Consider the following 18,727-nt stretch of genomic DNA (forward strand, 5'->3'; position numbering starts at 1 on the left):
TTCAGGTTATCCGGGGCGATAGGCTTCTGCCATGCGGCTGACCAACGTCAAGCACCTGCGCCTACCGTTTGGACGACTTTGGGGCTACGACGTCAGTGTGAATGTGCTGGACCGACGCCTTCCAGTGTCCTTTGACCAGCAACTCCATGTGGGGGCAGGCGACCGCCCTGGCTCCTGGATGGCATTGTCTTTTCGGCTGCCTACTCCAACCCGTCGTGAGTCAATTGCCGATGCGTGGCTGGCTGTCGTAGCCCGTCATGGCACACTGCGAACGGCATTCGTGCCCGGTGCGGATGGTGATCCGGAGCTTCACGAAATTGACGTTGGTCCGGGGACTTGGGTCGAGCATCAGATATCTCCTGGCCAGGCCGTCAATGACACGGTGCGGGACATTCTCGATGCCGCATGTTCGCCATATCGGCAGCCCTCACACCGGCTCTGCGTGTTGGAGACTGCTGCTGGACTGACCGTCGTGATTGCGGCAGACCACGCCCACGTCGATATGTGGTCGATGCTGGTGATCGCGCGCGACCTGCTGTCGGCGCTCGATGCTGGGAGGGCGGACCGCGAACCGTTCCGCGGGCCAGCGCCCGCATTTGTTGAACACACGCAAGCACTGCTGGAGCGGAATGCAGCGCCGGGCTCCGTGCGTCACCGATGGGCAAACATCATCCGGGACAGCGGCGGCGTTATGCCGCAATTCCCACTGCCCCTGGGCGCGGCCGATCCGCAGCACGAGCGTGTGGAAGTGCGCGATGTGTTCGATCTCGACGACGGTGCCGCCTTTGCCGCGCAGGCCCGCAATGACGGTGTGTCGACGCTCGCACTCGCTGTTGTTGCGATGACTGCGGTAACCCGCGAGATGGCCGGAACGCCGCTGCGAGCTGTTTTCCCCGTTCACAGCCGCTTCGATGAGAACTGGCATGACTCAGTCGGCTGGTTCATTACCAATTCGGTACTTGAGTCGGCGGTCGCCGAGCCGCACGCTGCGGCGGCGGCGGTAAAAGAGGCCGTACAGCTTGGCTCGTGGCCGCGTGCGGACGTTCTGGCTCCATGGGGCGGCATGCCCGTAGCTCCTGGTATGTTTGCGATCTCCTGGCTGGACCTGCGCAGACTGCCGGTGCGAATCGACTCGGTCGGACTCGAAGCCCATTATGTCAGCGCCACAATCGACACCGACAGCGTCATGCTCTGGTTCATTCTGGACGAGTCCGGGCTGCACTTGAGATGCCGTTACCCCGATACCGTCGAGGCTCGAGCCAACGTCGGCGGATGGCTTGATCTGCTGGTCGCCCGTTTGCAGGCAGACGCGCGATCCTCGGTTCGAGGACTGTTGCGGGTGGCGGGCCGGACCTTCAGGCTGGAACGGGCAAGTCGCGAAGATGTTCAGGCCATCGCCGCGCTGCTGTCTGATGATCAGTTCGGACCCGATCGTGAGTGCGCCGAACTCGAACGATACGAGGCGGCCTTCAACGTGGTTGAACGTGACAGTTCAAACTATCTGGGGGTTGTCCGCAATGGTGCCGATCGCATCGTGGGCACGATGCAGTTGACCGTTATTCCAGGTCTTTCCCGGGGTGGTTCTTCCCGACTTCAGATCGAGGGACTGCGAGTTGCGGCCGCGGAGCGTTCACTTGGCTTGGGCACCGCGATGCTTGAATGGGCACACAATTTCGGGCGGGCGCGTGGGGCGCAACTGGCACAGGTGACCACGGACGAAGCACGGGAACGGGCCCGAGCCTTCTACACCCGACTCGGATATCGGACTGCCCACGTCGGGCTGAAAAGGCGCATATAGGGCACCTTCATTTCACGTGCTGGGTGGATCGAAAGCTGCCCGGTTCAGGGAACCGGGCAGCTTTTTGGTGCCGGCCCCGGACCATACGAAGTATCCTTGCTGAAGGACATTGGACGTGATCCTGGCCAGGCCAGGGGCCCCTCCGGCAGAGGGAACACATAAGGGGATACGGCATGCCTCTCAGGCGTCTGGTAAAGCTCATCAGCAGTGCAGCAGCAGCGGCCCTGGTTCTTGCCGGTTGTTCCGGCGGCGGGGGCGCGTTGCCCGTGGTGGTCGGCGAGGCAAAACGCGGCGGCAGTGCCACAGTGGCTGAAGTCAATGCCCTCTCCTCCTTTAATCCGTTCAGCACGGACGGCAACACCGACATCAATTCCAAGGTCTGGTACGCCACCCACTCCGGCTTTTACTACGTTGACGACTCGGCAAAAGTGGTCCGGAACGAGAAATTCGGCCGGTACGAAAAGATCTCTGACCAGCCGCTGAAAGTGCGGTACACGGTCAACGAAGGCGTGAAATGGTCCGATGGCGAAGCTGTCGATGCGGGTGACCTGGTGCTGGCGTGGGCGGCGGGGTCGGGCTACTTTGACGACGCTGACCCCGTGGCCGGCACCGGAAGAAGGTACTTTTCCGCAGCCTCGGACACCAGCGGCCTGGCCACTACGGTTTTTCCCGAAATAGGGGGAGACGGTCGCTCCATCACTTTGGAATACGGATCGCCCTACGCTGACTGGGAAGTGGCGTTCGACGTCGGTCTTCCGGCCCATGTTGTGGCCGCCAAAGGCGGACTCAATGATGAAGATGACCTGATTGAACTCTTGCGGGATTCGCCCCGCGGTGACGCGGAGCAGCCGGTGCTGAATGCGGACCTCCAGGTGGTCAGCAGCTTCTGGAACTCCGGCTTTGATGCGAAAACGCTGCCCGGTGATCCGGCAATTTACCTCTCGAATGGGCCCTACATTGTCCGGGACATCATTCCTGAGGCTTCAGTGACACTTGTTCGGAACAAGGACTACGTCTGGGGTCCGGAGCCCTACCTGGATGAGATCACTATCCAATTCACAGGTGCTGTGACGGCGGCTGTGGACGCGCTCAAAAGCGGCCGGGCTGACATTATTTCGCCCCAGCCCTCCGCGGGATCCGAGGACCTGTTCAACGGGCTGGAGGGCCAGGGAATAGCTGTTCAACGCTACAGCCAGTCGGGGTATGACCACCTCGACCTGAACTTTTCCGGCGTGTTCGCCGACGGCAAGATCCGTGAGGCATTCCTCAAGACCGTCCCGCGGCAGGACATCGTCGAAGAAATCGTCGGAGACCAGATGCCGGACGCCAAACCGCTCGACTCCCACGTCTTCCTGCCGTCCCACCCCAAGTACACCGAAACGGTGAAGGGCAACGGCTCGACGGACTACGCGGAAGTAGACATCGACGGGGCTGCGTCGCTCCTGGACGGTGCGACTCCCACGGTCCGGATCCTTTACAACCGCGACAACCCCAACCGCGTGCAGGCCTTTGAATTGATACGTGACTCGGCAGCCCTCGCCGGCTTCCGTGTGATCGATGCCGGGCAGGGCAACGCCGATTGGGCCAAGGCACTCGGCGGAGGCTCCTACGATGCCGCCATCCTCGGCTGGATCAGTACAGGGGTAGGCGTCGGCCGGGTACCGCAGATTTTCCGGACCGGAGCGGGCAGTAATTTCAACGGCTATTCCGACGCTGACGCGGACAAGGTGATGCAACAACTGTCCAACACCACTGATCTGGCCAAGCAGGACGAACTGATGGCTGAGATAGACAAACGGGTATGGGAAAGCGACTACGGCCTGCCCCTCTACCAGACCACGGGAACCACTGCCGTTGCGGGACGCGTCACGGGCGTGAAGGCCAGTGGTGGCCCCTTGGGCGTGTGGTGGAACGTGTGGGAGTGGCGCCTGAACTAAGGCGCGTTGCCGCCTGCCCGGGCTGTTTGGAGGAGTTGGCAGGGCCAATTCGGCATTGGTCCTACCTGCGAGTAACATGTGACTTGCACAACTTCCGTGCCCCGGCGAGCTAATGGCGATTAACCGGTTACGGTTTGGCAACGGAGTACCAGTATTTGGACTCTGTGCGGTTAGGCTACTCGTATATGTAGCCTGCGTCACAGTGGAAGACTGTGGTCCAGGCTGCGGGGAAGCAAAAGATTTCCCTTGAATATCTCCCACAACTCATAGGAGGCGGAATGCGTTTCACGCGCACTTCCAAAGCACTGGGCATAGTGGCAATCGCCGCGCTTGCCCTGACCGGCTGCGGTGCCGGAGGCGGTACTGACGACGGCGGCACCCAGTCTGCCGGCGACCCCAACAAGGTCATTACCGCGTATAGCAACGAACCACAGAATCCGTTGCTGCCCGCCAACACCAATGAAGTTTATGGCGGCCGTGTTGTTGAACTGCTGTTCGAAGGCCTACGCGCGTACGACGCCGACGGCAAACCCGTCAACGCCCTTGCCGAGTCCATTGAATCGCCTGACGCCCAAAACTGGACCATCAAGGTCAAGCAGGGCCAGAAGTTCACGAACGGCGAAGAAATCACGGCTAAGACGTTCGTGGATTCGTGGAACTTCGCCGCGAACTCCAAGAACCTCCAGAACAACGGATTCTTCTTCGAATCCATTGCTGGCTACGAGGAAGTCTCGGCGGTCACCACTGAGAAATCTGCAGACGGCAAGACCACCACGACGCCCGCTCCCACAGCCGAAACCATGTCAGGTCTTGAAGCCAAGGATGACTCCACTATCACTGTCAAGCTCACTCAGCCCGAGGCTGACTGGTCGCTGCGACTTGGATATTCGGCATTCTTCCCGCTGCCCTCCGCAGCCCTGACGGATCCGAAGACCTTCGGCGAAAACCCTGTCGGGAACGGCCCGTACAAGTTCGAAAAGGACGGCGCGTGGGTACATGACCAGTCCATCTCACTGGTGAAGAACGCTGACTACAGCGGACCCCGCGAAGCGAAGAACGGTGGCGTGACCTTCAAGTTCTACACTGACCCGGGTCCCGCTTACACTGACCTGCAGTCTGACAACCTCGACGTCTCTGATGTCTTGCCCTCAAATGCACTGAAGACCTACGTCACGGATTTCCCGGACCGTAACGCCACGAAGCCCGTCGCAACCAACTCCACCCTGAACATCCCGGGTTACAACCCGAACTTCCAGGGCGAGGCCGGCAAGCTTCGTCGCCAGGCCCTTTCCTACGCGATCAACCGCGAGGAAATCTGCAAGGTGATTTTCAGTGGCACGCGCACCCCGGCCAGGGCTTACGCCCCGCCGGTCATTGATGGCTACAAGGAAGGGCTCAAGGGCAGCGAAACCTTGAAGTTCGACCCCGCCAAGGCCAAGGATCTGTGGGCCCAGGCCGAAAAGATCCAGCCGTACGACGATTCCAAGCCGCTCCTGATTGCCTCCAACACTGATGGCGGCAACAAGGAATGGATCGACGCCGTCGCCAACGGCTTCAAGAACAACCTCGGCATCCAGGCTGAAATCCAGCCCTTCGCCAAGTTCGCCGAAGTACTGGACCTGCGCAAGTCCCAGTCACTTCCGGGCCTGACCCGAGCCGGCTGGCAGGGCGACTACCCGTCGCTGTACAACTTCCTCGGGCCTGTCTGGGCAACGGGAGCGTCCTCCAACTACGAGAAGTACTCGAACCCTGAGTTCGACAAGCTCCTCAAGGAGGGCCTGGCAGCCAAGACCACCGACGAGGCGAACGCAAAGTTCAACGCGGCACAGGAGATCCTGTTCGAGGACCTTCCCGGCCTGGCTCTCTGGGATCAGGCTAAGCCGATTGTGTGGAGCAACAACGTTGTGAAGGCCGAAACCGGCTGGAACGGCGGCATCCGCTACTTCGACATCACGGCAAAGTAGTCCCCAGGATCTAACTTGCCGACAGGCGCATGGGGGTCCGGTTTCACGGCCGGGCCCCCATTTTGCCTGCACGGCAGGAAGGCAAGCATGAACCATTTTTCTTCCCTCCCGGAAGGCCGGTGATCCTGTGGCCCGCTTTATTCTTCGTCGGCTCCTTCAAGTGATCCCCGTCTTCCTTGGCACCACTCTTTTGGTCTATTACATGGTGTTCGCCCTTCCCGGGGACCCCATTGCGGCGCTCTTTGGTGACCGCCAGCCCCCGCAGGCTGTCATCGACACCCTTCGCAGCCAGTACCACCTGGATGAACCCTTCTGGGTCCAGTACGGACTTTTCCTGCAAAACCTCTTTACGTTCAACCTTGGGAACGACTTCACCGGTCAGCCTATTGCGGCGTCCCTGGCCCGCATCTTTCCCGTGACGGCCATGCTCGCCGTCGAGGCGCTCATCATCGAGGCGGTTTTCGGGATCGCTTTCGGCGTTTTCGCTGGCCTTCGCCGTGGCAAGTGGTTTGACTCCACTGTTCTTGTCGCCTCCCTGGTGGTTATCGCCGTCCCCACGTTCGTTCTCGGCTTCGTCTTTCAGCTCATCTTCGGAGTCAGGCTGGGATGGGCGAAACCAACGGTCGGCGCCACGGCTGACTGGGGCAACCTGCTGCTGCCTGCCACCGTCTTGGGCCTGGTGTCTTTTGCCTACGTGCTGCGCCTGACGCGTGCATCCGTGAGTGAAAGCATGAATGCCGATTATGTGCGGACTGCCACGGCCAAGGGCCTTTCCAGGCCCCGCGTCGTCATGACCCATATTCTGCGTAACTCGCTGATCCCGGTGGTGACGTTCCTTGGTGCCGACCTTGGCGGCCTCATGGGCGGCGCGATTGTCACCGAATTCATCTTCAATATTCCGGGAGTTGGCAACAAGCTGTTTCAGGCAACGTTGCGGAGCGAAGGCCCAACCATCGTTTCCATTGTCAGCATCCTGGTGCTGGTCTTTGTGGTGGCCAACCTGCTTGTTGATCTCCTGTATGCCTGGCTGGACCCGAGGATTCGTTATGACCAGTAGAAACAACCATTTTGTAGCACCCATCGAACAGACCCCGTTGCTTGCAACAGATGCCCTGAAGTCTGATCAGGCTCCGTTGAGCCTCTGGGCAGACGCCTGGCGAAAGCTTCGCCGCCGTCCACTGTTCATTATCTCCACGCTGCTGATTCTGGCGTTGATTGTCATCGCGATCTTCCCAGGCCTGCTTTCGACAGTGCCGCCTAACGACGACTGTCAACTGGCAAATTCTGAAGGCGGTCCCACCGCCGGGCATCCTTTCGGTTTTACTTTCCAGGGCTGCGACATTTATTCGAGGGTTGTCCACGGGACGCAGGCCTCGCTCTCGGTGGGCGTGTTGTCAGTGCTTTGTGTCCTCGTCATCGGAGTGACCCTCGGTGCAGTTGCAGGCTACTACGGCGGCTGGGTGGATGCTGTCCTTGCACGGCTTGGTGACATTTTCTTCGCTTTGCCCCTGGTCCTTGGCGCGCTGGTGATCACTCAGCTGCCGGTGTTCCGGGAAAACAAGAGTGTGTGGACAGTGGTTGCGGTCATTGCACTGTTGGCATGGCCGCAAATGGCACGTATTACACGTGGCGCCGTGCTCGAAGTCCGCAATGCCGACTTCGTTACGGCAGCCCGTGCCTTGGGTGTCTCGAAAGTGGGTGCCTTGGTGCGGCACGTCCTGCCTAATGCCTTAGCCCCCATCATCGTGCTCGCAACCTTGAACCTGGGCATCTTCATTGTGGCCGAGGCCACGCTGTCGTTCATTGGCATTGGGTTGCCACCCAGCATCATGTCCTGGGGTAATGACATCGCAGGCGCGCAGTCGTCCATTCGAACGAAGCCGGAAATTATGCTGTACCCCGCGGCCGCCCTGTCCATCACGGTCCTGAGTTTCATCATGCTCGGCGATGCTGTGCGTGACGCCCTCGACCCTAAGAGCCGGCAGCGATGAGAGACGACAAGATGACAATTCCCGACGTTCACATCGACGAGGCAGAGGAGCCAGGAAACAGGCCCCTCCTGGAAATCCGCGACCTCGCCATCACCTTCAAGACCGGCAGCGGTGACGTGCAGGCGGTCCGCAACGCCCACCTGACCATCATGCCGGGCGAAACAGTGGCCATCGTGGGGGAGTCCGGTTCGGGCAAATCCACCACGGCTTTGGCCGCGATCGGACTTCTGCCCAACAACGGCGCAGTGTCCGGTGGGCAAGTCCTTCTTGACGGCGAGGACATAGCCCATGCCTCCGAGAAACGGATGATTGAACTCCGCGGCAACACGATCGGTATGGTCCCGCAGGACCCGATGTCCAACCTGAACCCGGTGTGGAAGATCGGCTACCAGGTCAAAGAGACCCTACGTGCCAATGGCCGGCCGAGTGGTCCGGACGATATCGCCAAGGTACTGGCAGAGGCCGGGCTCCCCGACGCCCATCGGAGGGCTAAACAGTACCCGCACGAGTTTTCAGGCGGCATGCGCCAACGGGCACTTATCGCTATCGGGCTGTCGTGCCAGCCGCGCCTCCTGATCGCTGACGAGCCGACGTCGGCCCTGGACGTCACTGTCCAGCGGCAAATCCTGGATCATCTGGACACCATGACCAGTGAACTGGGGACGGCCGTCCTGCTCATTACCCATGATTTGGGGCTGGCTGCCGAGCGGGCGGACAAGGTAGTGGTCATGTACCAGGGCAACGTGGTGGAATCCGGACCGTCGCTGGAGCTCCTTCGGAATCCGCAGCACCCGTACACCCAGCGGCTGGTCGAGTCTGCCCCTTCCTTGGCGAGCCGAAGGATTCAAGTGGCCAAGGAACTCGGTGTGGAAGCATCGGATCTGCTTGCACCTGTGGAGTCCGCCGCCGCTGACCATGTCCTGCAGATCCAGGATCTGCGGAAGGTCTACAAGCTGCGGCAAGGGCTGGGCAAATCGACGGATTTTGCAGCCGTGGATGGAGTCAGCTTCGACGTCACGAGGGGCACCACAACAGCGATCGTGGGCGAGTCCGGCTCGGGCAAGTCCACTGTTGCCAAGATGGTCCTGCAACTTGAGAAGCCCACGGATGGGCGCATCCTTTTTGACGGCGTCGATACCTCTTTGCTGAAGCCGGCGGAGCTGTTCAAATTCCGGCGGCGGGTACAGCCGATCTTCCAGGATCCCTACGGTTCGCTGGATCCGATGTACAACATCTACCGGACCATCGAGGAGCCGCTGCGCGTCCACAAGATCGGCGGCAAGGCGAGCAGGGAGAAGAAGGTCCGCCAGTTGCTCGATCAGGTGTCGCTGCCGCAATCAAGCATGCAACGGTTCCCGAACGAACTTTCCGGCGGCCAGCGCCAGCGTGTGGCCATCGCCCGGGCACTCGCCCTGGACCCCGAGGTGATCATCTGCGACGAGGCTGTGTCAGCGTTGGACGTGCTGGTGCAGGCACAAGTACTCAATCTCTTGGCTGACCTGCAGTCGAACCTGGGCCTTACCTACCTGTTCATTACCCATGACCTGGCCGTGGTGCGACAGATCGCCGACCACGTCTGCGTCATGGAAAAGGGCAAGCTGGTGGAGACCGGTTCCACGGACGACGTCTTCGAATCCCCGCAGGAGGACTACACGAAGGCCCTGCTCAACGCCATCCCCGGAGCGAAGCTGATGCTCCCGCCCGAGGTGGCCTGAGCGCAGCCTCACAAAAGCAGCCCCTCCCGGGCTGCAGATGGAACCGGTAACTGCCTGGGTGGGTGCCGGTTCCATCCGGTTAAGGCTATTGGGGAGCACCCAGTTCATGTTCGGCGGCTGCCAGCGAGCCGGTCCCATCGACGGGAGGGGCTGTGATGCCCAGGTCACGAAGCCTGCCTTCCAGAAGGGCACCAAGCGATCGGCGGCCCGAGGCATTCATGTGGACGGCGTCGGCCAGGTCCTTGGTGAGGTTGTACCTGGTCAGCCAGTCGCCAACGCCCACGAACGGCATGCCGTGCCTTGCCGCAACGCTGCCCAGGAGGGCGTCCACTTGGCTGCGGCGGCCCCCGCCATAGTTGGCGCCGCGCCCGAGGGTGCCGATCAGGACCTTCCGGACACCCGGGTACCGCTCATTGAGGGCTGCGACCAGGCGGTCCGCGTTGGCCACGATCTGCGCGTCAGTGGCACCCTGGCCGGCGTCGTTGCCGCCGCCCTGGATGACGATGAGCGGGGGAGTCCCATAAGGAAGCAGCCAATCTCCCCGCTGCAGGGCATCGATGTAGTTCCCGGTCTTGCCGTTGGTGGCCACGAAGCCCGTGCCGCCCAGCCCGCAGAAGTGGACCTTGTAACCAATGGCGGCCAGCCCCAGTCGCGGCCAGCCGTCTGCGGGTTCGGACTGGGAGTCCCCGATCAGGAGGGCTGTGCGGCTGACGTCGGGGATCACCATTTCGTCCCTGCCGCTGGCGGGGTTCCGGTAGATGGTGCCGGCGGGGAGACTTGCCGGGTCAACGCCGCGGGCCACATGCCGTCCGGACCCGGGGGCGTGCACTGTGGACGCAACGGGAGGTGCAGGTGGCTGTCCGCAGCCGCACAGGAGTACGCCTACAGCGATTCCGGATGCGACGAAGCGGGACAGAGCCGAGGCTTTTCGCATCAGTGGTTCTCCGGACGAGCTTGAAGTATCACAGCCATGATGGGCCATCAAGTCAAATAAAGCCAGTGACTTTTCTCACAGAACATCCGTGTCTCTGGCGCTACTGCTGGGGTCCTCAGCCACAGCCAATCTCAAGTTTTTAGGCCAATAAATGGCTCAGCGGCTAGAATGGGGGAAGGTGCCCTGTGCTAATGGGCCAATCCGTCGTGCGTTCCAGTTGGAAATGCGGCGATACTTACAGCTGACCCACTGAATCGAGCCATTACGCATGTCTGAAACCACCACCAACACCGCGGTAGCCACTGCATCGCGCAGTGACCTGCGCAACGTCGCGATTGTGGCCCACGTTGACCACGGCAAGACCACGCTGGTCGATGCCATGCTCAAGCAGACCAACTCCTTTGCCGAGCACAACCACCTCGAAGACCGCGTGATGGACTCCGGTGACCTGGAGCGCGAAAAAGGCATCACCATCCTGGCCAAGAACACCACAGTGGCCTACAACGGTCCGTCCTCCAAGGGCGAGACCATCACCATCAACGTGATCGACACCCCCGGCCACGCCGACTTCGGTGGCGAGGTGGAGCGCGGCCTGTCCATGGTTGACGGCGTCGTCCTGCTCGTTGACGCGTCCGAGGGCCCGCTGCCCCAGACCCGGTTCGTGCTGCGCAAGGCCCTGGCCGCGCACCTGCCCGTCATCCTGCTGGTCAACAAGACCGACCGTCCCGATGCGCGCATCGAGGAAGTCGTCCACGAGTCCATGGACCTGCTCCTGGGCCTAGCCTCTGACCTGGCTGACGAAGTTCCGGACCTTGATCTGGACAAGATCCTCAACGTTCCCGTTGTCTACGCCGCAGCCAAGGTAGGCCGTGCCTCCCTCGAGCAGCCGGCCGACGGCACCGCTCCGGAAAACGAAGACCTGGAGCCGTTGTTCCAGACCATCATCGAGCACATTCCGGCTCCCACGTACAACCCGAATGGTGTACTCCAGGCCCACGTCACCAACCTGGATGCCTCGCCGTTCCTGGGCCGCCTCGCACTGCTCCGTATTTACAACGGCACCCTGCGCAAGGGCCAGACCGTTGCCTGGGCGCGGGCCAACGGCGAACTCAAAAACGTCAAGATCACCGAGCTCCTGGCCACCAAGGCCCTGGACCGCGTTCCCACGGAGTCTGCAGGACCGGGTGAGATTGTGGCTGTGGCAGGCATCGAGGAAATCACCATCGGTGAGACCCTGACCGACGCCGAGAACCCGCAGCCGCTGCCGCTGATCACCGTGGACGATCCCGCGATCTCCATGACCATCGGTATCAACACCTCGCCGCTGGCCGGCAAGGTCAAGGGCGCCAAGGTCACGGCACGCCAGGTGAAGGACCGCCTGGACAAGGAACTGATCGGTAACGTCTCCATCAAGGTTCTGCCCACTGAGCGTCCCGACGCCTGGGAAGTCCAGGGCCGTGGCGAGCTCGCGCTGGCCATCCTCGTTGAGCAGATGCGCCGTGAAGGCTTCGAGCTGACCGTGGGCAAGCCGCAGGTTGTCACCAGGACCATCGATGGCAAGATCCACGAGCCGATGGAACACATGACCATCGACGTGCCGGAAGAGTACCTCGGTGCTGTTACGCAGCTGATGGCCGCCCGCAAGGGCCGCATGACCAACATGGCCAACCACGGCACCGGCTGGTGCCGCATGGAGTTCATCGTTCCCGCCCGTGGCCTGATCGGCTTCCGCACGAAGTTCCTCACGGACACCCGTGGCGCAGGCATCGCGGCCTCCATCTCCGAGGGCTACGAGCCCTGGGCCGGCCCGATCGAGTACCGCACCAACGGTTCCATGATCGCGGACCGCGCCGGTGTTGTAACGCCGTTCGCCATGATCAATCTGCAGGAACGCGGCTCCTTCTTCGTGAAGCCCACCTCCGAGGTTTACGAGGGCATGATCGTCGGCGAGAACTCCCGCGCAGACGACATGGACGTCAACATCACCAAGGAAAAGAAGCTCACCAACATGCGTGCGGCCTCCTCGGACACCTTCGAGAACCTGACGCCGCCGCGCGACCTGACCCTCGAAGAGTCGCTCGAATTCGCCCGCGAGGACGAGTGCGTTGAGGTAACTCCGGAGTCCATCCGCATCCGCAAGGTCATCCTGGACACCAACGAGCGCGCCAAGGCTAACCGCGCCCGCGCGAAGGTCTAATCACCTGGAGCACATAACTGAACTGCCGGTACGGCAGGCGGATTCCCGCCGTCGTACCGGCAGTTTATTTTTGTGCTTGGACTTCGCCAAATGCCGGGCCGGGATTCAGCCCCGGGCGCGCGCCGGGCGGCGTGGGGGAGCGGGTGGCACTTCCTTGGCAGCCACAACGAGTTCCAAGGGGATTACGACGTCGGCCTGCCGCGTGCGCACGGTGCAGCCGTCGTCGTCGGTGTCCACCAGATGGCCCAGCGCGTCAGTGAGGCCACCGCCTGCGATCCGGTAGCGGACCACCACCCTGGTCCCGGGCGCTGCACTGGCCAGAAACTCTCGGGGCGTAGGCTGGGTGGGACTCACCAGTTCATACTAGGCGGCCGGCTAGGTTCGCAGGAACGGACTGGGAGATAATAGGCTCTGAAGTCAATAGTCCGGACCGAGCGCCGGATGCAACTGCCGGCCGTCGCCGGAAACAACGTGGAGAGGCAAGGGACGTGACGTACGTAATCGCGCAGCCGTGTGTAGATGTCAAGGACAAGGCATGTATTGAGGAATGCCCGGTCGACTGCATCTATGAGGGTGAGCGTTCGCTGTACATCCATCCGGATGAGTGCGTCGACTGTGGTGCCTGTGAGCCGGTGTGCCCGGTGGAGGCCATCTATTACGAGGATGACACCCCCGATGAGTGGGCTGACTACTACAAAGCCAACGTGGAGTTCTTCGATGACCTTGGCTCGCCCGGCGGTGCCGCCAAGATCGGCAACACGGGCAAGGACCACCCGATGATTGCCGCGCTGCCCCCGCAGAACCAAGACCACTGAGCCGGGTACCCCGGTGACCGCAGCGGTGAACAGTTTTGGCCTGAGCCTGCCCGATTACCCGTGGGAGGCCATGGCGCCCTATCTGGCCAGGGCCTCGGAGCATCATGGCGGGGCCGTAAACCTCTCCATTGGAACTCCGGTTGACCCTACTCCGGCGTTGATCCAGGAGGCACTCAAGGCCGCCGCTGACGCACCGGGCTACCCGACCGTCCATGGCACCATCCCGCTGCGGGAAGCCATTGCCGGGTGGTTCGAACGCCGCCGCGGCGTTCCGGGCCTGGACCCGCGGAATGTCATGCCCACCGTCGGGTCCAAGGAACTGGTTGCGTGGCTGCCGCTCCTGCTGGGGCTCCAGCCGGGCGACGTCGTCGTCCGTCCCAAGGTGGCCTACCCTACTTATGACATCGGGGCCACGCTCGCTGGTGTCACGTCGGTGGCCACGGACAACCTGGACGAACTTGATGAAGTGACGCGCTCACGCGTGCGGCTGATCTGGGTGAATTCCCCGGGCAACCCCACCGGAAGCGTCAGGAATGTTGATTCGCTGAAGGCTCTCGTCGCACAGGCCAGGGACCTCGGTGCCGTTGTGGCGTCTGATGAATGCTACGCGGAACTCGGCTGGGGTGGCTGGGATGTCCAGCGCGGCGGTGAGCCTGTACCCAGCGTCCTGGATCCACGCGTCGCAGGAGGGTCCCATAAAGGCCTGCTGGCCGTGTACTCCCTGAGTAAACAGTCCAATATTGCCGGCTACCGTGCTGCCTTCGTAGCCGGCGATGCGGACATCATGGCCAACCTGGTTAACAGCCGCAAGCACGCGGGCATGATCGTGCCCTACCCCGTGCAGGAAGCCATGCGCGTGGCATTGGGTGACGACGCCCACGTCCTGGCCCAGAAGGATCTCTACCGCGGACGCCGGGAGCGGCTGGTCCCTGCGCTGCAGCAGTTTGGCCTGGAGATCAAAGAATCAGAGGCGGGGCTGTACCTATGGTCCACCGCCGGCGAAAGCACGTGGGAGACCGTGGGCCGTCTTGCGGACCGCGGCATCGTGGTGGGGCCTGGCGTCTTCTATGGCGATGCGGGCAACGGGTTTGTACGCGTCGCCTTGACGGGAAGCGATGAACGCATCGACGCGGCCGTGTCGAGGCTTGCGGCAGCTCCGTAACAATGATGTGACTCGCGCCACAAGATGGGCATTTTAGGCCATTTTGGAACGACGCCGATTAGTGACACCCGCCAAGGGGCTGTACTTTTTAAGTGACTATCAATGGTGGCTTTCTACAAGAAGGCAGCCCGGGTGTTGGAATCCTGGATGTACAGGGACAGTGCGCGGCTCACCGGATGTTGGATCAAGCTTTCGACAGAGGCCCAGACGCCTCATGAAGGGGACTCCATGACTGAGACCAACAGCGCAACCCTGCTCCACGCAGGAGGCGAGCTAAAGCTCCCGCGCATCCAGGTTATTGAAGGAAACGAAGGTTACGACGTTTCCAAACTGCTGAAGCAGACGGGCGCAGTCACCTTTGACCCCGGCTTCATGAACACCGCGGCTACCACCTCGGCGATCACCTACATCGATGGCGATGCGGGCATCCTGCGTTACCGCGGATACCCCATCGAGCAGCTGGCGCAGCATTCCAGCTTCCTCGAGGTCTCCTACCTGCTGATCTACGGAAACCTGCCCAGCGCCACGGAGCTGGAAGAGTTCGACCAGAAGATCCGCCGCCACACCCTGCTGCACGAAGAGCTGAAGGGCTTCTTTAGCGGGTTCCCGCGGGATGCCCACCCGATGCCTGTACTGTCATCGGCCGTGTCAGCGCTGTCCACCTTCTACCAGGACTCCCTGGACCCGTTCAACGCCGAGCAGGTGGAAGTCTCCACCATCCGCCTCATGGCCAAGATGCCGGTCATCGCTGCCTACGCGCACAAGAAGTCCATCGGCCAGCCCATGCTGTATCCGGACAACTCCCACAACCTCGTCGAGAACTTCATGCGCCTGAGCTTCGGCCTCCCCGCCGAGCAGTATGAAGTGGACCCGGTCATCGCCAAGGCGCTGGATCTCCTCCTGATCCTGCACGCTGACCACGAACAGAACTGTTCCACCTCTACGGTGCGCCTGGTTGGTTCCTCCAACGCCAACCTCTTTGCATCGGTATCGGCAGGCATCAATGCCCTCTTCGGCCCGGCCCACGGTGGCGCGAACGAAGCAGTGCTGAAGATGCTCCGCCAGATCCAGGCCGACGGCACCAAGCCCGAGGACTACATGGAGAAGGTCAAGAACAAGGAAGACGGCGTCCGCCTGATGGGCTTCGGACACCGCGTCTACAAGAACTACGATCCGCGAGCCAAGATCGTCAAGGCAACAGCCCACGAGATCCTTAGCAAGCTCGGCGGCAACGACGAACTGCTGGACATCGCCATGCGCTTGGAAGAGAAGGCGCTCAATGATGATTACTTCATCCAGCGCAAGCTCTACCCGAACGTGGACTTCTACACCGGCCTCATCTACAAGGCCATGGGATTCCCCGAGAAGATGTTCACGGTGCTCTTCGCGATCGGCCGCCTGCCCGGCTGGATCGCGCAGTGGCGTGAAATGATCAGCGACCCCAACACCAAGATCGGCCGCCCTCGCCAGCTGTACATCGGCGAGCCCGAGCGCGATTACCCGGTCCGCTGACGCCACCGGCTCCTGCAGAATAACGACGGCGGCCGCCCACCTTCCAAAGGTGGGCGGCCGCCGTCGTTCATGACCCAAAAGCTACCCTTCTCTGCCTTTCCCGCAGCCAGATTGCGTCGCTTTTGAGCGGCCGGCGAAACGGAAAGCCCGGAATCCCCCTGAACCCAATTTTCGGGTCAGCTGAAAGTCACGCATTTGCGCTGGCCGTGGCCGCTTTTTGGGCCTTAGATGCTAGGAGTTGTAACCTTGGGGGTTGTTTTTCTGCCAGCGCCAGTGGTCCTCGCACATCTGGTCGATGGTTTTGGTGGTGGACCAGCTGAGGTCGGCCAGGGCTGAGTGGGCGTCGGCCCAGAAGGCTGGGAGGTCGCCGGCGCGGCGGCCGGTGATCTCGTAGGGGATGGGCTGGCCAACAGCTTTTTCAAAGGAGCGCAGGACTTCCAGGACGGAGGAGCCCTTGCCCGAGCCGAGGTTCCAGCGGAAGACTCCGGCGCGGTCCGCGACGTGGTTCAGGGCTGCGAGGTGGCCTTCGGCGAGGTCGACGACGTGGATGTAGTCCCGCAGGCAGGTTCCGTCGGGAGTGTCGTAGTCGCCGCCGAAGACCATGAGCTTGTCGCGGCGCCCCACGGCCACTTGGGCGATGAACGGGACCAGGTTGTTGGGGATGCCCTGGGGGTCCTCGCCGATGCGGCCGGAGGGGTGTGCGCCGACGGGGTTGAAGTAGCGAAGCAGGGCGATGTGCCAGCGCGGATCGGCGTCGCCCAGGTCAGAGAGGATGTCCTCGATCTGTTCCTTGGTCCGGCCGTAGGGGTTGTTGGCGCCGATTTCCATTTTCTCGACGTAGGGGATGGGGTTGTGTTCGCCGTACACGGTGGCCGAGGAGCTGAAAACAAGCGAGCGGACGTCGTGGCGGTCCATGACCCGGATGAGGTTCAGGGTGCCCACGAGGTTGTTGTAGTAGTACTTGAGGGGTTCGCGGACTGATTCCCCTACCGCTTTCAGGCCGGCGAAGTGGATGACGGCGTCAATCCCGCCCTTGGCGAACACGCCTTCGACGGCTGCCTCGTCCACCAGATCCACGTTATGGAATTCGGCCGTTTTTCCGCTGAGCTCTGCAACCCTGCGCAAGGACTCCTCGCTGGAGTTTGCCAGGTTGTCGATCACCACAACGTCATGGCCGGCTTCCTGCAGGGACAAAACAGTGTGGGAGCCGATGTACCCGGTGCCACCAGTGACCAGAATTTTCATGCCTCAACGCTATCCCACTTCATGCCCCGTGCGCCCGGGCATTCCGGATGCCGGTCATGGACCGGTCCGGAAGTGGCGCGGCGGGATTACGTCTATACAGCACAACTGTGTTAAAAAGAGAAGTGCCTAAAATCGTGGACGCCGAAGCCCGGCGCGGGGAAGTTGTCGACGCCGTTTTCCGGATCATTGCCGTAGACGGCCTCGAGCGGGCGTCACTCCGCGAGGTCGCCGATGAGGCTGGGCTCGCCGTCGGCTCCGTCCGGCACTATTTTGCGAGCAGCGAGGAACTGCTGGGCTACTCGTTTGCCATCGTCATTGACCGGATCATCTTCCGTGTCTCCCGTGCGCTGGACACGGTGGAACAACACACAGTTGGCACGGTGGAACACCGCGAGGCCGTATTAACACTGCTGTGTGAACTGTTGCCGCTGGACGAAGAGCGTGCCGTGGATGCCTGCGTCTGGATGGCTTTCAAGAACGCAGCCCGCATCCGTCCTTTCCTGGCTGCCGAGGCCGATCGGAGCCACCGCGGCGTGGCTGCCGTGGTGGGCCGGCTGGTCACGGACCTCGTGCCGGATGATGGCAACGGGCAGCAGTCACTGGTTATTGAAGCCGAAAGGCTTCTTGCCACCATTGACGGCCTGTGCATGCACGCGCTGCTGCAGCCCGAGTGGATGACCGCACAGATGTGCCGCGACGTCCTGGAGCGCCATATCGCGGGCATGTCCGCTGGTCAGGCCGTTAACGTCAGGCAGCTTCGGGAATAGACTGGGAGCCGGGGGAAGCAGATCCGGAAAATAAGCCGGTACAGCGCACGCCACGGAAGGAATAGGGATGCATCACACAGGCGGTTCCGGCTGGCAGATAACCATGGACACGTCAGGTCCCATGATGATCGCCCTGTACGTGCGAGATGCCGCCGGACTGGACGGGGCCGGCCGTCCCGCCCTGTCTCATGCCGCCCCGAAGATCCGCCATGCGGACCACTCCCATCTCACTGCCGAAGTGGGTGGGCTTAGTGCACTCAAGACGGAGTGGGAAGCCTGGTGGGACCAGTTGCTCAAGTCCTATCCCCAGATGTCGCCGGAGCTGACGCCGCCCACCTTTGAGGCCTTCGGCAACTCCCCGGCACTGCAGCGTGTCCTGCAGGCGCACTTCGGGGCCGCCCTGACATGGGCGCGGGAGCGCCGCAGCGAATACGCCGAATTGGAAGCGGAAAGGGTGGCCAGCGGCTCCGACCAGTTGCTCGATGACATGGTCGATGACCGCCTCATGGAAATTGGCAGGGGTTCCCGGGACTTCAACCTGACCATTATTGAACTGCCCCTGAACGAGCAACGGGCGTGGTACCTGGAACCGGACAAGATCATCATGAGCCACGAGCTGATGTCCCAGCCCGAGCTTTTCCGCAGTTACGTCCAGCCAGTCGTGGAAATGCTCGTCTGAGCACGTCCTGC

General features: G+C 61.9%; 15 protein-coding genes. 12 read left to right on the forward strand and 3 right to left on the reverse strand.

Going from position 1 to position 18,727, the window contains the following annotated elements; genetic code table 11:
- Positions 1 to 31: 31 nt before the first annotated feature.
- From ACLKOZ_RS12510 to ACLKOZ_RS12535, 6 genes are all read left to right on the forward strand, one after another.
- The gene (locus ACLKOZ_RS12510; RefSeq protein ID WP_436475418.1) at positions 32 to 1,798 is read left to right on the forward strand and encodes a GNAT family N-acetyltransferase; all 1,767 of its coding nucleotides are present in this window, start codon (positions 32 to 34) and stop codon (positions 1,796 to 1,798) included.
- Between the two features lie 173 nt (positions 1,799 to 1,971).
- Positions 1,972 to 3,735, forward strand: a complete 1,764-nt coding sequence (locus ACLKOZ_RS12515; protein ID WP_436475420.1) for an ABC transporter family substrate-binding protein — start codon at positions 1,972 to 1,974, stop codon at positions 3,733 to 3,735.
- 278 nt (positions 3,736 to 4,013) lie between these two features.
- Positions 4,014 to 5,699 (forward strand): peptide ABC transporter substrate-binding protein, encoded by a 1,686-nt coding sequence (locus ACLKOZ_RS12520; protein WP_436475422.1) that lies wholly within the window; start codon positions 4,014 to 4,016, stop codon positions 5,697 to 5,699.
- Between the two features lie 127 nt (positions 5,700 to 5,826).
- The gene (locus ACLKOZ_RS12525; RefSeq protein ID WP_337345675.1) at positions 5,827 to 6,756 is read left to right on the forward strand and encodes an ABC transporter permease; all 930 of its coding nucleotides are present in this window, start codon (positions 5,827 to 5,829) and stop codon (positions 6,754 to 6,756) included.
- Entirely contained in the window at positions 6,746 to 7,690 is a 945-nt protein-coding gene (locus ACLKOZ_RS12530) for an ABC transporter permease (RefSeq protein ID WP_436475425.1), read from the forward strand. Before ACLKOZ_RS12525 ends, ACLKOZ_RS12530 begins: the two co-directional genes overlap by 11 nt.
- Positions 7,691 to 7,701: 11 nt before the next feature.
- Positions 7,702 to 9,405 (forward strand): dipeptide ABC transporter ATP-binding protein, encoded by a 1,704-nt coding sequence (locus tag ACLKOZ_RS12535; RefSeq protein ID WP_436475426.1) that lies wholly within the window; start codon positions 7,702 to 7,704, stop codon positions 9,403 to 9,405.
- Between the two features lie 85 nt (positions 9,406 to 9,490).
- On the opposite strand, the gene ACLKOZ_RS12540 is transcribed toward ACLKOZ_RS12535, so the two are convergent.
- Positions 9,491 to 10,339, reverse strand: a complete 849-nt coding sequence (locus ACLKOZ_RS12540; RefSeq protein WP_436475428.1) for an SGNH/GDSL hydrolase family protein — start codon at positions 10,337 to 10,339, stop codon at positions 9,491 to 9,493.
- A gap of 268 nt (positions 10,340 to 10,607) precedes the next feature.
- Between ACLKOZ_RS12540 and typA the strand changes: the two genes are divergently transcribed.
- Positions 10,608 to 12,536 (forward strand): translational GTPase TypA, encoded by a 1,929-nt coding sequence (gene typA, locus ACLKOZ_RS12545; RefSeq protein WP_337345678.1) that lies wholly within the window; start codon positions 10,608 to 10,610, stop codon positions 12,534 to 12,536.
- Between the two features lie 105 nt (positions 12,537 to 12,641).
- Here typA and ACLKOZ_RS12550 read toward each other — a convergent pair whose 3' ends face one another.
- Positions 12,642 to 12,890 (reverse strand): putative acetyltransferase, encoded by a 249-nt coding sequence (locus tag ACLKOZ_RS12550; protein WP_436475431.1) that lies wholly within the window; start codon positions 12,888 to 12,890, stop codon positions 12,642 to 12,644.
- A 134-nt stretch (positions 12,891 to 13,024) separates the two neighbouring features.
- Between ACLKOZ_RS12550 and fdxA the strand changes: the two genes are divergently transcribed.
- The 3 genes from fdxA (at position 13,025) to ACLKOZ_RS12565 (ending at position 16,025) form a co-directional block, all read left to right on the forward strand.
- Positions 13,025 to 13,351, forward strand: coding sequence for a ferredoxin (gene fdxA / locus ACLKOZ_RS12555; RefSeq protein WP_009356972.1), 327 nt, complete (start codon positions 13,025 to 13,027; stop codon positions 13,349 to 13,351).
- Between the two features lie 13 nt (positions 13,352 to 13,364).
- On the forward strand, positions 13,365 to 14,513 hold the full coding sequence (dapC, locus tag ACLKOZ_RS12560) for a succinyldiaminopimelate transaminase (RefSeq protein WP_436475433.1): 1,149 nt from the start codon (positions 13,365 to 13,367) through the stop codon (positions 14,511 to 14,513).
- A gap of 228 nt (positions 14,514 to 14,741) precedes the next feature.
- Positions 14,742 to 16,025 carry a citrate synthase gene (locus tag ACLKOZ_RS12565; protein WP_337345681.1) on the forward strand — a complete coding sequence of 428 codons (1,284 nt, stop codon included), beginning with the start codon at positions 14,742 to 14,744 and terminating at the stop codon, positions 16,023 to 16,025.
- Between the two features lie 231 nt (positions 16,026 to 16,256).
- On the opposite strand, the gene galE is transcribed toward ACLKOZ_RS12565, so the two are convergent.
- Positions 16,257 to 17,270, reverse strand: coding sequence for a UDP-glucose 4-epimerase GalE (galE, locus tag ACLKOZ_RS12570; RefSeq protein WP_436475435.1), 1,014 nt, complete (start codon positions 17,268 to 17,270; stop codon positions 16,257 to 16,259).
- Positions 17,271 to 17,392: 122 nt separating this feature from the next.
- Here galE and ACLKOZ_RS12575 point away from each other — a divergent pair, with 122 nt between their 5' ends.
- Both ACLKOZ_RS12575 and ACLKOZ_RS12580 read left to right on the forward strand, forming a co-directional pair.
- A complete protein-coding gene (locus ACLKOZ_RS12575) occupies positions 17,393 to 18,037 on the forward strand; it encodes a TetR/AcrR family transcriptional regulator (protein WP_436475437.1) in 645 nt (214 codons plus the stop codon).
- Positions 18,038 to 18,104: 67 nt separating this feature from the next.
- Positions 18,105 to 18,716 (forward strand): hypothetical protein, encoded by a 612-nt coding sequence (locus ACLKOZ_RS12580; RefSeq protein ID WP_337345684.1) that lies wholly within the window; start codon positions 18,105 to 18,107, stop codon positions 18,714 to 18,716.
- Positions 18,717 to 18,727: the final 11 nt, after the last annotated feature.

The sequence above is a fragment of the Arthrobacter sp. R4 genome, assembly GCF_051365025.1.
In the GTDB taxonomy this organism is placed as follows: Bacteria; Actinomycetota; Actinomycetes; order Actinomycetales; family Micrococcaceae; genus Arthrobacter.

Bases quoted from the DNA above. Each gene is read 5' to 3' on its own strand.
- ACLKOZ_RS12510 (WP_436475418.1), top strand. From the start codon at position 32: ATGCGGCTGACCAACGTCAAGCACCTGCGCCTACCGTTTGGACGACTT.
- ACLKOZ_RS12515 (WP_436475420.1), top strand. From the start codon at position 1,972: ATGCCTCTCAGGCGTCTGGTAAAGCTCATCAGCAGTGCAGCAGCAGCG.
- ACLKOZ_RS12520 (WP_436475422.1), top strand. From the start codon at position 4,014: ATGCGTTTCACGCGCACTTCCAAAGCACTGGGCATAGTGGCAATCGCC.
- ACLKOZ_RS12530 (WP_436475425.1), top strand. From the start codon at position 6,746: ATGACCAGTAGAAACAACCATTTTGTAGCACCCATCGAACAGACCCCG.
- ACLKOZ_RS12535 (WP_436475426.1), top strand. From the start codon at position 7,702: ATGACAATTCCCGACGTTCACATCGACGAGGCAGAGGAGCCAGGAAAC.
- ACLKOZ_RS12540 (WP_436475428.1), bottom strand. From the start codon at position 10,339: ATGCGAAAAGCCTCGGCTCTGTCCCGCTTCGTCGCATCCGGAATCGCT.
- typA (WP_337345678.1), top strand. From the start codon at position 10,608: ATGTCTGAAACCACCACCAACACCGCGGTAGCCACTGCATCGCGCAGT.
- ACLKOZ_RS12565 (WP_337345681.1), top strand. From the start codon at position 14,742: ATGACTGAGACCAACAGCGCAACCCTGCTCCACGCAGGAGGCGAGCTA.
- galE (WP_436475435.1), bottom strand. From the start codon at position 17,270: ATGAAAATTCTGGTCACTGGTGGCACCGGGTACATCGGCTCCCACACT.
- ACLKOZ_RS12580 (WP_337345684.1), top strand. From the start codon at position 18,105: ATGCATCACACAGGCGGTTCCGGCTGGCAGATAACCATGGACACGTCA.